The organism is Thiomicrorhabdus xiamenensis (assembly GCF_013282625.1).
GTDB lineage: Bacteria > Pseudomonadota > Gammaproteobacteria > Thiomicrospirales > Thiomicrospiraceae > Thiomicrorhabdus > Thiomicrorhabdus xiamenensis.
The window spans coordinates 2,435,607-2,450,315 of the sequence record NZ_CP054020.1 but is presented as its reverse complement, the minus strand read 5'-3'; the positions used below and the strand labels follow the sequence as shown (position 1 = coordinate 2,450,315).

The following is a 14,709-nucleotide window of genomic DNA, read 5'->3' as shown; positions in this document are numbered from 1 at the left end:
GCGCGCTTTCGGGATGTGTCGTGCCCGTGCCATACAAACTTATGCTCAAATTCTCTCATCGGAGCGCCTTTAATTGTCCGACCAAAATTTAAGTATAGATGCTTATTGGTGAATTTTAATGGCATTTTACCTCTATTTTTTAGCGGTAATTTGCCTAGTCAGTCTGTTTTTCTTTGCTCTTTTTATGCAACTGTTGCTGTAGCAATCGGCTGGTGTATTGCGGTGCATGCGCGCGGCGCGCGATCAGCGCGTAGAACATCGGCACCATGAACAGGCTCAACAGCGTCGAAAAGGCGACGCCCCATAGCAGAACCTGACCGAGAATCTGTCGGGTTTCCGCTCCGGCACCGCTGGAAAAAATCAGCGGAATGGCTCCGGCGCAGGTGGTAATAGTGGTCATCAGAATCGGTCTCAGACGCAGTTTGACCGACTGCATCAATGCGTGATACAGGCTTTTCCCCTGGTCTCTAAGCTGGTTGGCAAACTCGACAATCAAGATCCCGTTTTTGGTCGCCAGCCCGATCAGCAGCACCAGAGCAATCTGACTGTAGATATTCAGGGTCTGCCCGTGGATTAGAAGCGCCAGCAGGCCACCGACTACCGCCAAAGGAACGCTGAGCATAATGACCAAAGGCGATTTGAAACTTTCGAATTGTGCGGCCAGCACCAGGAAAATGATTGCCAGTGCAAACAGGAAAACGAAGTACAGCGACTGGTTGCTTTGCGCGAATTCCTTACTTTGTCCTTTATAGCTGATAATCGCCTCTTCCGGCAGGGTGTCACGAGTGAGTTGGTTTAAATACTGTAGCGCTTCGCCGAGCGGATAGTCATCTTCTAGGTTGGCCGAAAGCGTGATTGAGCGCATACGGTTATAGCGGTTCAATACCGCCGCGTCGGCGTAAGTCTGCAAGGTGGCGACCTGAGTCAACGGAATCATGGCGCCGCTGTCGGCACGCAGATAGACTTTGTTGAGATCTTCCGGAGACTGCAACAGTTTATGATCCGCTTCGAGAAGAATATCGATCTCTTCGCCCTGATGCATAAAGGTCGTTACCTTTTTGGCACCGAGCAGTGTTTGCAGGGTTTCGTTAAGCGTTTTCTGTTCAATGCCGAGAGAACGGGCTTTTGCGTAATCGACCGTGACGCCGAGTTGCGGCTTATTGGTTTCGTAATCCCAATCGATTCCGGTCAGGCCGGGGTTATTTTCGGCAATGGCGTCGTTCAAAAGGACTTTCCACTCGCTGAGCTGCTGGTAGCTGTTGCCGCTGATTACGAATTGAACCGGGCGGCTGACACGTCCGCCGATGCTGTTGCGCATAATCGGCGCGACCTTGACGCCACTGAGATCGCTGAGGTTTTTACGAATTTCCTGCATAATCAGGAAAGCCGAGCGGCGTTCGCTCCAGTCGTTGAGAATCACTATGCCGAATCCGGTGTTAAATACCTGTGCATTGCTGAAGGATCGCGGCGAGCGGATCAACAGACGTTTGGCTTCGCCGGATTCGACCAGCGGCATCAGACGGCGTTCGATCTCCTGCATGTAACTCTGCATATATTCATAACTGGCACCTTCCGGCCCTTTTACGCTGATAAAGAATGCGCCGCGATCCTCTTTGGGCACATACTCCTGCGGCACCTGTTTGAAAAGCTGGAACATCAGTGCCAGAAGGCCGAAAAAGACAAGCATGGCGATCCACGGACGGCGCAGGTTGAACTTTAACAGAGGGCGGAACTTCTGCCATAAAAGGGATTTTTTCGGCGCGTTCTGCGTTTTGGAAGCTACCGGTTTGAGAATTTTCGATGCCAGCGCAGGGGAAAGCGTCAGCGCAACCCAGCTGGAGAAAAGGACGGCAACCGACAGAGTGACGGCAAACTCGGTAAACAGGCGGCCGATATTTCCTTGCAGGAAGCTGATCGGCATAAACACCGAAATCAGTACCAGAGTCGTGGCGACCACGGCGAAACCAACCTGGCGCGTACCGAGATAGGCGGCGGACAGGGATTTGTGTCCCAGGGTCAGGTGGCGCTGAATATTTTCCAGTACCACGATCGCATCATCGACGACCAGACCGATGGCGAGTACCAGAGCCAGCAGCGTCAGAAGGTTGATCGAGAAACCGAGCATCCACAGAATCCAGAAAGTGGCCAGCAGGGAAACCGGTAAGGTCACGGCCGGAATCAGCGCGGCACGCAGGTTTTTCAGGAAAACCAGCATCACCAGAACCACCAGACCGAGTGCGATAAACAAGGTCTTATAGACTTCGTGTACGGCATTCTGCACAAACACCGAGGCATCGTAACTGTCTTCGAGCGACATGCCCTCCGGTAGGCTTTGATTGATCTGCGCTTTGCGTTCCCGCGCCAATTCGGCGACGGTCAAAGTGTTGGCCGTGGACTGTTTGATGATCCCGATACCGACCATCGGAATGCCGTTACCGCGAAACAGGCGGCGTTTCTCGACTGCACCGAGTTCGACCTTGGCTACCTCGCCCAAAGTGATGCGGCCTGTGGCAAATTGTTTCAGTACCAGATTTTCGATGTCTTCGACAGAGGACAGCTGTCTGTCAATTTGTACGGTCAGCATCACCTGCTCGCCTTGCACACTCCCGGCGGGTAATTCGACATTGGTGTTACGCAATGCGGTTTCGATATCGGCAATGGTCAGGTCGTTGCGTGCCAGTTTGACCGGGTCGAGCCAGATACGCAGCGCATATGACTGGCCGCCTCCGACACGAACCCGTGCAACGCCGTCCAGTACCGAGAAACGGTCGACAATATAGCGCTCGGCGTAATCGGTCAGCTCGCTGACGGTCATGCGGTCGCTGGCCAGGTTAAACCAGACAATGACGTTTTCGTCTCCGTCTACCTTAACCACTTCCGGCGGATCGGCCTGTTGAGGCAGATTGTCGAGAATTCTGGAAACGCGGTCGCGGATATCGTTGGCAGCGGCATCAATATCCCGATCCAAAGAAAATTCGACCTTGATCCGCGAGCGACCGTCTTCGGAAGAGGATTCGATGTATTCAATGCCGGAAACGCCGGAAATCCGGTTTTCGATCACTTTGGTAATGCGACTCTCGACGACGCTGGCGGAAGCGCCGAGGTAATCGGTGTTAATGGAAACGATCGGCGGATCGATATTCGGGTATTCGCGCAGACTCATGCGCTCGAAAGAAAGCAGACCGAAAGCGAGCAACAGCATTGATACGACAAACGCCAGAACCGGGCGTTTGACCGAAGTATCGGAAAGCCACATATCAGTTCTCCGCTGCGGATTTTCCGCCCGGTACGCTTAACGGCTTGCCGCGCAAAAGCTCGGTCAGAGGTTGTTGTTGCTGATAGGCTTTGATGCGGACTCGACTCTTAGGCGAAACTTTAAAGATGCCCTGACTGATGACGGTATCGCCATCCGCGACGCCTTTGAGAATCTGTACCCGGTCTCGATAGCGTTTGCCGAGTTCGACCGGCTGTTTATGTACGCTGAAGCTCTTCGATTCGCCTTCTTCGGGATTGATCAGGTAGATGAAGTTTTTTTCGCCCTGCATCAGAATTGCAGTTTCCGGCACCAGCAGTTGGCGTTCGGAACCCAGATTCAGCTGTGCGGCGACCTGCATCCCGCTTTTTAACAGGCCGTTCGGGTTCTTAACCAGAGCACGAACCTGCAACAGCAGGCTTTGCGGATCAATGCGCGGGTTAATAACGTGAATCTCGCCGTGATACAGGGTGCCGCCGTCGAGTTTGACAGCGATCTGCTGGCCAAGACGAATTTGCTCGATATAACGGTCGGGTATCTGCAGATCGAGATACATCTGCTCGGTGCTGTCCAGAGTGGTGATCAGGGTGTTGTTATTGACCAGCGCGCCAGGATGAACCTGCTTGAATCCTAGCTGGCCGTCGAAAGGCGCGCGCAGGGTACGATCCTGCACTCTGGCTTCGATAATGGCGATTTCCGCTTCGGCGCTGAGCCACTGCGCTTTGAGTTCATCAATCGTCGCTTCGGTAATATTGCCGCGTCCTTTCAGGTTTTTTGCGCGCTGATACTGACGTTTTGCTTCGGCAGCAATAATTCCGGCCTGTTTCAGCTCGGCCAGTTCTTCCTGTTTATTGAGTTCGGCAATGACTTCGCCGCGGGCGATTTTCTGACCTTCGGTAAAAGGCAGTGTCAGTACGGTTTCGGTAACGGTGGAACGGATCTCAACCGACTGTTTGGCCTGTAAAAGCCCAAGCAACTCCAATGTCTGTGGAACGGTCTCGGATTCGACAGGGTAGGCAATCACGCTGACCGGTGGCTTTTTATTTTCCTGTGCCGAAGCGGGTGTGCCGAAACCGACCGCTGTTAAAGCAAGTATGCCAATGAACAGTGGCATAAGCAGGAAAGCGGAACGGGAGCGGTAAAAAAATACGTTAGCGAAGGACAAGCCCTGAATCCTCTGAAGCGGTTAGGTGAATCATTATTATTATCATTGGAATGTGCAATAAATATGAAACAGCGATAGCGAAAAAGCAAGCGCTTTATGTGAATTACCGGGGCAGAGAGAATATTTGGACGGAAGAATAAAAAAAGCCCGGAAGATTTTTCTACCGGGCGGTCATGAATTATTTAACTCATTCAAAAATGACAGATAAAGATATCCTGATATCTAAATGGGAAGGAGTTTACAGCGAAAACGACTCGCAACAGTCGTTATTCCCAAGAAGATATAACGCGTATTTAATCAGCTTTAATCGGGCTTGGCAAGAGTGAAAAGCGGTTTTTTTCGGGCAAAAAGCTGAATACAGTCTTGAGGAGAAAGGTTAAGGTGCTAAGGAGATATTTGTTTTTATTTGTCTGTCTAAAACGCACTGTTTAAGAGGGTGAATTGCAAAGGGCTCTTAATTCCATTCTTGGCAGGAAGATTACTTGGTTCGATTATTCTGCTAAGCTTTCGCTTGCGGCGGGAATCTAAAAGCGTCGACGGGGTATCTCAGGTTATAGAGTGACGGAATTGAGAAAAGAGCGGTAAATAATGAAGCTGTTGATTATTGAGGATGAATCGCTGTTACAGGAGCGTTTGCAATTACAGTTTACTTCGAAAGCGGCGCTGGTCGATACGGCTGAAACCGCTCGCGAAGGACTCTATTATCTGCAGGAGTTTGCCTACGATGTCGTAATTTTGGATATCGGTTTGCCGGATCTCAGCGGGCTGGAAGTTCTGCAGCAGCTGCGCAGCGGGGCGGGGCCAAACAATCACACGCCGGTGCTGATCCTTAGTGCCCGCAGTTCGTGGCAGGAAAAGGTGGAAGGTTTGAAGCTGGGTGCCGACGACTATCTGGCCAAACCGTTTGAATTCGAAGAACTTTGGGCGCGCGTTGAAGTGCTCGGGCGTCGGGCTGCGAAAGTGGAAATGCTCGATGTATTGGAGTTTCCTCCGTATCGCCTGGATTTGGGCGCTAAGACGCTGCTGGTCGGCGATAAGGAAGTGGTGCCGACGCTGACCGAGTTTCGTCTGCTGCAGGCTTTTTTCAGAAATCCGCACCGGGTTTTATCCAAAGAACAGCTTTTACAGCGTATTTCCGACCACAGCCAGGAGCGGGAATCGAACGTGATTGAAGTCTATGTGCGTAAACTTCGAAAAATGCTCGGCAAGGAGGCCATTCAGACTTTGAGGGGGTTGGGTTATAAGTTCGTTCCGGATACAGGCGGGGAATCTTAGAATGGCATTTTTCAAGACGCGGGAGATCGCATCCCGTTCCATACAAGGGCAGCTTTTTCTTACCTTGACCTTGAGTCTGGTAGCGATTTTCTCGGTTTTCTGGTGGCTGTCGCAAACGGCGTTGCATACGATTAGCGAGTCGTATCTGCTGACGCGTCTTGAGCATGATAAGGATCTGGTCGAAGAGCATCTGGTTTTTCGTAATGAACGTTGGTGGATGGGCTCTGCCAGTATCGGTCCGATCTATCTGACGCCGCACTCCGGTCACTATTACGCGATTCAGACCCCAACAGAGCGTTTTTTCTCTCCTTCCCTGGATGGTTTCCGGCTCTATATGCGGCCCAGTAACGATCGGGTCGATGTGTATGAAACCAAAGGGCCTGCCGAGCAGCGCGTGCTGGTGCGTTCTCAATTGTTGCATAAGGATGGTCAGGATGTACGCATCTATATAGCAGAGAACCACGAACCGATTCAGAGAATGGTCTTGCGCTACGACTTTTTGTTCGCGTTTCTGACGCTGGTTGCGTTGTTGAGTCTGTATTTTGTGCATAAATGGCTGTTAAGACGTGCTTTTGGACGTTTGACTCCGCTTGAGGAGGAACTCAAGGCGTTCCGCCTCGGGCAGTCGCTTGGACTGAAAGAGGAGGAGTTGCCGCAGGAAGTGCATTCTCTGTTGCACAGCCTCAATCTTGCTTTGGAAAAGTCGCGCTTGCAGTTCGAGCAGTCGCGGCAGCATAACAGCAATCTGTCGCACAGTCTGAAAACGCCGCTGAACCTGATTTTTCAATTGCTCGAAGATCCGGCATTACGCGATAAACCGGAGTTAAAAGCGCTTTTGAGACAACAAAGTCAGAGAATTCTGGAACTCATCGAACGGGAGTTGAAAGCGGAACGTTTTGCGCATAACCAGATCATTCAGCCTTTACCGCTGAAGCCGCTGGTGGATGATCTGCAAGCCAGTTTTGCCCGGCTTTATCCGCAAAAGTCGATTTTGTTTGAATGCGACGTGCAGGAGAGTGCCGCTTTGCTGATCGAGCAGGAAGATGCTTTCGAACTGTTCGGTAACCTGCTGGATAACGCCTATAAATGGGCGCACAGCAAGATTCATTGCGTTTTCGACGGCCAGAAGCTGGTTATCGAAGACGACGGGCCGGGCGTTTCCGACGCTCAGTTGGCCAGATTGCTCAAGCGCGGCTATCGTACCGATGAGAGCAAGCCGGGTCACGGTATCGGGCTGTCGATCGTCAAACAGCTGATCAGCGCCTATAAAGCGGAACTCGAACTGACGCATTCGGATTTGGGCGGTCTTAAGGTGACGATCCGGTTTTCACAGATCTCGTCTCGCTAAAGGCGAATTCATAATTTTTCCCAGAATACTCCTGAAATTGCTCTATTTTCAGGTTTATTTCAGCTTGGCCGTTTAGGCTAGCCTCAAACTACCGAAACAGGATCGATGTCTATGTACGTTTGGAAACGCTATTTTTCTATTTTTCTCTCCGGCGCACTTTTGTCCGCGCCGGTTCTGGCGGACAGTACGGTCTCGGGCGACTATGCCGGTCTGATCGATAAGGTTTTGCAGCAGCAGCCGCAGACCCTCAAGCAGCAGGACTGGCAGGAACTGGCCGAAACCTATCGCAAACAGTCTGAGCGCTGGATATCCGAAGATGTTGAGTTGACGCTGCACTATGAAAACGATGCGCTGATGAGCAACGATGATCTGCGTAATTACGAAGTCGGCGCTTCGGCGGCCTTGCAGTTGCCGGGCCGACAGAAGCCGCTGAATGAAGTTGCCAGCGCCTATCAGATGCTTCCAGAAATTCAGCAGAGCTATCTGCGTTGGCAGGCTTCGGCCAAGGTTCGCGAGCTAAGCTGGCAGCTGAAACGGGCGCAGGTTCAATTCTCGACCGCCAAAGAAGCGCTTGCGCAAAGTCGAGAGCTGCAACAGAAGGTTGAATTGAAATATCAGGCCGGTGATGCAACTCAGCTGGAACGTCTTCTGGCGCAAAGCGAGACGGTTAAGCAGGAAGCCGAGCTTGAAGCGGTCAGTCATCAGTTACAGCTGGCGCAGCAGCAATTCACTTTGTGGACTCAGGGAGCCAGTCTTCCGCAAAACCTTGAAGAGAAGCTTCTGACAAAGCTTGATGAATCCGCGCATCCTCAGTTGCAATGGCTGCAAGCGCAGCAGAATCTTGCCCAGTCGCAGTTGTCTGTCGCACAGTCGCGCAAAACTGCGCCGCCGAGTTTTTATCTTGGCGCCAAGCATGACAGCAATCCCGGCACCGATCACAGCACCTTGATTGCCGAGTTCAGCGTGCCGCTCGGTCTGGATCAGCAGCGCCGGGTATCCATTGCCATGGAGCGTGAAAAATTGACCGACCAGAAAGTGAATCTGGCGCAGGCCAAACTGGATCTGCAACAGAAAATGGTCAGCGGCGAGCAACGGCTCTCCGATCTTCAGAAGCAGCAGTCGCTTTGGCAGAAGAATTTGCAATTGAACCGGGAAAAATTGCAGATGATGCAAAAAGCCTATCAGCTGGGGGCGGTTTCCATCGAATCACTTTTGCGCGTGCAGCAGGAATTTCTAATGGCTCAACGTCAGTTGGCTATGACCGAAGTCGAGTTGGGCTTTGCAACGGCCGAGTTGAATCAAATCTACGGCCATAGCCTCAGTTCGAATTAATTAAGCCGAATTTAAAGCCGGAATTAGAACCGAATTTAGTAACAGATCAAATTTCAGGAGTCTTGAATGACAGTTCATCATATTATCAAAGCAAAGGGATTGGGCCTTTCTCTGGCTTTCGTTTCTCTTTTGGCCGGTCATAGCGCACTGGCGCAAACCCCGTTATCGCTGAACGCCCAGCAGTGGCAGGCGATGGGCGTGCAAACCGCTGAAGCCGAAAAATCGGCTATGGTTCCGTCAATTCTCTTCCAGGCGGAAGCGATGATGCCTTTGAAAGAGGTGCAGAATTATTCCAGCCCGGTCAGCGGAAAGATCGTTCGCCTGAATAAGGTGCATGGTCAGGTCGTCAAGGGTGAAGAGATCGCTATGCTCGACAGTGCCGAACTGGCAGCGATTCAGAGCGAGTTAATTGGTATCAGTGCGGAATTGAATCTGGCGTATCAATCGCTTAAACGTACCAAGCAGCTGCATAACAGCGGAGTTGCTTCGGCTAAACAGCTGCAGCAGGCTCAGGCGGAAGTCAGCCGTTTGCAGGCGGCTAAAGTGCAAAGAGTGGAAGCGCTGAAACTGATCGGTTTTGCCGCTGACAAAATTGAACGCCTGTTAAGCACGAATAAAGTTCAGGGCACGCAGTTACCGATTGTTTCGCCAATCGACGGCGCTCTGTTCGAAGTGGCGGTGCGCCTTAACGAAAGAGTCGAGCAGAATCAGAAGCTTTTCGCTCTCGGTCCGGTCAACCCGATTATGCTCAATGTGCTGGTTCCGGTGGAATTCGTCGCCAAGCTCAATGAAGGAATGCCGGTTTCGGTAGAAGGCTATTCGCAAATCGGAGAAATTCATCATATCGAGCAGATGGTAGATCCTTTGACGCAGAAGGTCGAAGTGCATGTACTGATGGATAATTCTGCGGCGAAAATCCTGCCGGGGCAGGCGTTACAGGTTCGCTTTATGCTGCCTGGACAACAGACTTTCCGCGCTCCGCGTAATGCGGTTGCCCAACTGGACGGACAGGCTGTGGTCTTTTTACAGACGGCCGAGAATCAGGTAGAAAGCCTGCCGATCGAGATTCGTCAGATCGACGGCGACTATTTGTACTTCTCAAGCAAGAAAAGCGATGTTTTGACTGCACCGAAGGTTGTATCGCACGGTACCACGGCAATCAAACTGGCTTTTTTGTCACAAAGCGACGAAGAGCAGGGTGAGTAATCTATGTTAAGTCGATTTTTACAGTTCTTTTTAGTGCAGCGGACGCTGGTTCTGCTGCTGGTTCTGGCGGTTGTCGGCGGTGGCTGGCAAGCTTTCCAGAAGATTCCGATTGATGCCTTTCCGGATGTTTCACCGACGCAGGTGAAGCTGATTTTCAAAGCACCGGGGATGACGCCATCCGAAGTCGAGCAGCGCGTGATCGCGCCGCTGGAACTGGAGTTGCTTGGGCTTCCGAAGCAGGAAGTTCTGCGTTCATTGGCGAAATACTCGCTGGCGGATATCACGCTCGATTTTAAAGAGGGTACCGATATTTACTGGGCGAGACAGCAGGTGGCGGAACGTCTCGGTAATGCTGATCTGCCTCCCGGCGTGACCGGCGGTATGGCGCCTTTATCGACGCCTTTGAGCGATGTCTTTATGTTTACCATCGAAGGCGACGGTCTGAGCAATATGCAAAAACGCGATCTGCTTGACTGGGTAATTCGTCCTGCTTTGCGTTCGGTTCCCGGCGTTGCCGATGTCAACGTTCTGGGTGGATTGGCGCGTGTTTATGCCGTTAAGCCGGATTATCAGAAAATGGCGGCGCGCGAGATCGGGCTGGATCGTTTGATTCAGGTCTTGCAGGAAAATAACCGCAATGATGGTGCCGGGCGTTTGAATCAGGGGGAAGAAGTTCTTCTGGTTCGAACTCAGGGCAATCTGGAATCGATTGAAACCATCGAAAATCTGGTGGTCGCTTATCAAAACGGCGCTGCGATTCGAGTGGCCGATATTGCCAAGGTTGAAATCGATTCGATCTATCGCAACGGGGCCGTCACCCAGAATGGTCAATCCGAAGCCGTTCAGGGCTTGGTTATGGCGTTGCGCGGCGCGAATGCTCGCGATGTAGTCGAGGGCGTACAAGCACGACTTGCCGATCTGGAACCGGCGTTTCCAAAAGGAATCGAGGTCAGCGCTTTCTATAACCGGAGCGATCTGGTCAATACTGCTATCTACGGGGTTTCCAAAGCACTGCTCGAGGCGGTTGTACTGGTTCTGCTGGTCTTGCTGGTCTTTTTGGGGAATGTGCGTGCCGCGCTGACTGTAGCGCTGATCCTGCCGCTGGCGGCTCTGACAACCTTTATTCTAATGCGCTGGTTCGGTCTTTCCGCCAACCTGATGTCGCTTGGCGGTCTGGCGATTGCCATCGGGATGCTGGTGGATGCGGCCGTGGTGGTGGTTGAAAATATCGTCTCCCATCAGGAAAAGGCGTTGCATCAGGGGCAGCGACTGCCGAAGATGCATATTATCTTCCGTGCTTTGAAAGAGGTCTCGGTGCCGGTTATTTCCGGGATACTGATTATTATGACGGTCTTCCTGCCGTTGCTGACCCTGTCAGGATTGGAAGGTAAGCTGTTTGTGCCGGTAGCGGTCACAATCATATTCGCGCTTGGCGGATCTCTGTTGCTTTCCCTGACGGTGATTCCAACGCTGGCGTCGTTCATTCTCGGCAAGCCTTCGCACCAGGAACCGTGGCTGATTCGCAAGATCAGTGCTTTCTATCAGCCTGCTCTTAAATGGAGTCTGGCGAATGACAAGAAAGTGGTCGGCGGAGCATTGATCGCGCTTGTGGTCGCCGTAGTCGGCTTTACCCAGGTCGGTAAAACCTTTATTCCGGAAATGGACGAAGGCTATGTCATCCTGCAGATCGAGAAAAATCCATCGGTCAGTCTGGACGCTTCGACGGAACTGGATCGTCGCATTCAGGCAGCTTTGCTGCAGGAAGTACCGGAGATCACCCGAATTGTCGCCCGTGTCGGTTCCGATGAGATCGGCATGGACCCGATGAGTCTGAATGATACCGACTCCTTTCTGGTCTTGAAGCCGAAAGAAGAGTGGCGCATGGAGACGAAGGATGAACTGATCGAGGCGATACGTCAGACTCTGGAAAGTCATTTTCCAGGTGTGAATTATGCCTTTACTCAGCCAATCCAGATGCGTGTTGATGAGATGCTGACTGGAGCGCGTGGTGATGTCGCGATCAAGATTTTCGGTGACAATCCTCAGGAACTGAATGAAGTGGCCAAGAAAATGGTGACGATGGTTGAGGGGATCGATGGCGCTCAGGACGTTTTCACACCGACTAACGACGGTCTGCGCTATCTGCAGCTGCAGGTCAATCATCAGATGGCCGGTCGACTCGGTTTGAGTGTCGCTCAGGTAGAAGAAATGCTGCGCGTGCAAATCAACGGACTGGAAGTCGGCTATCTTTATCAGGGAATTCGCCGCGTTCCTCTAATGGTGCGTGCCGACGAGGACAAGAAAAGTTCGATTAATGCCATGCTGCAACAGCCGGTTACGGTCAACAGTCCTTTTGGTATGCAGACGGTTCTGTTGAGCCAGCTTGTGAATGCGGAGGAAGTTGAAGGGCCGGTTTCGATCCAGCGTGAGCAGAGCAAGCGCTTTGCGGTCGTGGTCAGTAATGTGTCCGGACGCGATCTGGTCGGTTTTGTTGAAGAAGCCAAAGCCAAGGCCAAAGAGCTGGATATTCCGGCCGGTTACTATTTCGAGTGGGGCGGACAGTTTGAAAACCAGCAGCGTGCCGCTCAGACCTTGAGTATTGTGGTGCCGATCGCGTTGGTGCTGATCTTCCTGATCCTGTTCAGTACTTTCGGTTCGATTCCGCAGGCGGTCATGGTTATGGCGAATGTGCCTTTCGCACTGATCGGTGGTGTTATGGCCCTGTGGATAACCGGTGAATATCTTTCGGTTCCGGCATCGGTCGGGTTTATCGCACTGCTCGGTATCGCGGTTCTGAACGGGGTGGTTATGATCAGTTATTTCAACCAGCTGCTGTCGGAAGGCATGGAGATCGGTAAGGTCGTGGTACAAGGCGCCATGCGCCGTCTGCGCCCGGTTCTGATGACCGCTTCGATTGCTGCGCTCGGTCTGGTTCCGCTGGTGTTTGCCGAAGGTCCGGGCTCGGAAATTCAGCGTCCTCTGGCGATTGTGGTAATCGGCGGGCTGATCAGCTCGACTCTGCTGACCCTGTTGATATTGCCGATTATCTACCGCCGTTTCAATCCGGTTAAATGTTGTGATCAAGCAACTCAGGAAGGACAATAAGCTATGGAATTTAAACAATGTATTTTACGTCTGCAGTTTGATTCCGAGCTGTATGACAGCGTCACAGATGCGCTTTTAAGCTATCCACAGGAGCAGTTGACCTTTGTCGCACTGCCGGTGCAGGCACACACTTATCCGCTGGAAAATATCAGCGAACAGGTGTCGGGTTATAAAAATAAAACGATGCTCGAAGTCACGGTCGATTGCGAGCAGTCGAAATCGATTTATCTGCATATCCGCGAGCAGCTTCCGCGAGGGGGAATTCAGGTGCAGCTCATGCCGCTGCTTGAGCCGGACTGGTTGTAAGGCGACGGTGAAGCGGTTTCTGCACATAAAAAAAGGCGCTCAATTTGAGCGCCTTTTTTATTGGTAAAGAGACTGCGGGATTATTTCAGCGCGCTTAGAATCTCTTTTTCAACCGTATCAATGGCCTGAGTACCGTCAATGGTGATGTATTTCAGGTTTTCGATCTTGCTGGCGGCGTCTTTATAGTAGCCGACCAGAGGAGCAGTCTGCTCGTGGTAGACACGCAGACGATCCAGAACCACCGCCGGTTTGTCATCGTCACGTTGAACCAGTTCTTCACCGGTTACGTCGTCTTTACCTTCTTCTTTCGGTGGGTTGTAAACGACGTGGTAAGTACGGCCTGATGCCAGGTGAGCTCGGCGGCCGGACATACGTTCGACGATCACTTCGTCCGGAACGTCGATTTCAATGACCGCATCAATGCTGACGCCGGCTTCTGCCAACGCATCCGCCTGTGGAACCGTACGTGGGAAACCATCCAGCAGGAAACCGTTGGCGCAATCGTCTTCGGCGATACGCTCTTTCACCATGCCGATAATGATCTCATCGGAAACCAGCTGACCGGCGTCGATGGCCGCTTTTGCTTTCAGACCCAGCTCGGTACCGGCTTTGATTGCCGCACGCAGCATATCACCGGTTGAAATTTGCGGAATGGAGAACTCTTTGGTCAAGAATTGCGCTTGAGTACCTTTACCGGCCCCTGGTGCGCCTAGAAGAATGCATTTCATGGCAGTTTCCTAAAGTTTTAATGGATTTCGAAAATCCGACTATTATACGGGCTTTGTGCGAGGGTACAAAATTATCCCGATGATACGGTTTCGATTAGCCTGCCTGATTTAATAAGGACTGTATCGTATTAGCCGCCTGCTGCTGGTAATGACCGCCAAACAGGTTGAAGTGGTTGATGATATGGTACAGGTTATACAGCGGCACTCGGCTTTGATAACCTTTGTCGATGGCGAAAACCTCGCTATAACCCCGGTAAAAAGCTTGTGAAAAACCGCCGAAAAGCTCGGTCATGGCCAGATCGGTTTCATGGTCTCCGTAGTAGCTGGCCGGATCGAAAATGATCGCATCGCCATCGCGGGTGAAGGCGCTGTTGCCGCCCCAGAGATCGCCATGCAGTAAAGAGGCTTTGGGTTGGTAATCCTGAAACCAGAAATCGAGTGATTCGATCAGACGGTAACCGCTGTCGAGAGTCGCCGGGTGCATGCCGTTGCGTTCGGCCATTTCCAGCTGGGGTGCTAATCGCTGTTGCGCGTAAAATTCGACCCAATCTTTATGCCAGCGATTATATTGCGGCGTCAGACCGATAAAGTTGTTTTCATCCCAGCCGAAAGGCTTGGCGCTGTGATTGAGGTGCTGATGCATCAGCGCCAGATCGCGCCCGCGTTGGGCGTCGTCGCCGTGGGACGTCATTTCAACGAACTTGAGCAGCAGCCAGGCGTTATTGTCGAATAGGCCGCTGGCGATCCCCTTTGGTACCAGAATGCTGTGCGAGTTGGCGATTTTCTGCAGACTATGCAGTTCGCTGCTGAAAAGTTGGGCAAACTCCGCCCGGTTGGTTTTCAGCAGAAAATTACCGGCGCTGGTATGTAGCTTGAAGGCCTGACTGATATCGCCGCCGGATACCGACGTGGCGCTATGAATCTGAATGGTTTGCCCGAGTTGCGCGGAGAGCGTTTCTGCAAAATCCTGCCAGTTCATCGTCGCGACGCC

The 14,709-nt window shown here is 52.1% G+C and carries 10 protein-coding genes; 6 read left to right on the top strand and 4 right to left on the bottom strand.

The window, feature by feature from the left end; genetic code table 11:
- Nucleotides 1-154 precede the first annotated feature (154 nt).
- Complete coding sequence (locus tag HQN79_RS11290) at nucleotides 155-3,256, bottom strand: efflux RND transporter permease subunit (RefSeq protein ID WP_173286603.1); 3,102 nt, start codon at nucleotides 3,254-3,256, stop codon at nucleotides 155-157.
- A gap of 1 nt (nucleotide 3,257) precedes the next feature.
- Nucleotides 3,258-4,418: an efflux RND transporter periplasmic adaptor subunit gene (locus HQN79_RS11285; RefSeq protein ID WP_173286601.1), complete on the bottom strand. Its 1,161-nt coding sequence runs from the start codon at nucleotides 4,416-4,418 to the stop codon at nucleotides 3,258-3,260.
- 588 nt (nucleotides 4,419-5,006) lie between these two features.
- Here HQN79_RS11285 and HQN79_RS11280 point away from each other — a divergent pair.
- The 6 genes from HQN79_RS11280 (at nucleotide 5,007) to HQN79_RS11255 (ending at nucleotide 12,990) form a co-directional block, all read left to right on the top strand.
- Nucleotides 5,007-5,693, top strand: a complete 687-nt coding sequence (locus HQN79_RS11280; RefSeq protein WP_173286599.1) for a response regulator transcription factor — start codon at nucleotides 5,007-5,009, stop codon at nucleotides 5,691-5,693.
- Nucleotide 5,694: 1 nt separating this feature from the next.
- On the top strand, nucleotides 5,695-7,041 hold the full coding sequence (locus tag HQN79_RS11275; RefSeq protein WP_173286597.1) for a sensor histidine kinase: 1,347 nt from the start codon (nucleotides 5,695-5,697) through the stop codon (nucleotides 7,039-7,041).
- 111 nt (nucleotides 7,042-7,152) lie between these two features.
- The gene (locus tag HQN79_RS11270; RefSeq protein WP_173286595.1) at nucleotides 7,153-8,373 is read left to right on the top strand and encodes a TolC family protein; all 1,221 of its coding nucleotides are present in this window, start codon (nucleotides 7,153-7,155) and stop codon (nucleotides 8,371-8,373) included.
- Nucleotides 8,374-8,439: 66 nt separating this feature from the next.
- Nucleotides 8,440-9,579 (top strand): efflux RND transporter periplasmic adaptor subunit, encoded by a 1,140-nt coding sequence (locus tag HQN79_RS11265; protein ID WP_173286593.1) that lies wholly within the window; start codon nucleotides 8,440-8,442, stop codon nucleotides 9,577-9,579.
- A gap of 3 nt (nucleotides 9,580-9,582) precedes the next feature.
- Nucleotides 9,583-12,684: an efflux RND transporter permease subunit gene (locus tag HQN79_RS11260; protein ID WP_173286590.1), complete on the top strand. Its 3,102-nt coding sequence runs from the start codon at nucleotides 9,583-9,585 to the stop codon at nucleotides 12,682-12,684.
- Between the two features lie 3 nt (nucleotides 12,685-12,687).
- Complete coding sequence (locus HQN79_RS11255; RefSeq protein ID WP_173286588.1) at nucleotides 12,688-12,990, top strand: DUF3240 family protein; 303 nt, start codon at nucleotides 12,688-12,690, stop codon at nucleotides 12,988-12,990.
- An 80-nt stretch (nucleotides 12,991-13,070) separates the two neighbouring features.
- On the opposite strand, the gene adk is transcribed toward HQN79_RS11255, so the two are convergent.
- Both adk and HQN79_RS11245 read right to left on the bottom strand, forming a co-directional pair.
- On the bottom strand, nucleotides 13,071-13,718 hold the full coding sequence (adk, locus tag HQN79_RS11250; protein WP_173286586.1) for an adenylate kinase: 648 nt from the start codon (nucleotides 13,716-13,718) through the stop codon (nucleotides 13,071-13,073).
- A 94-nt stretch (nucleotides 13,719-13,812) separates the two neighbouring features.
- Nucleotides 13,813-14,697 (bottom strand): fructosamine kinase family protein, encoded by an 885-nt coding sequence (locus HQN79_RS11245; RefSeq protein ID WP_173286584.1) that lies wholly within the window; start codon nucleotides 14,695-14,697, stop codon nucleotides 13,813-13,815.
- Between the last annotated feature and the right edge of the window lie 12 nt (nucleotides 14,698-14,709).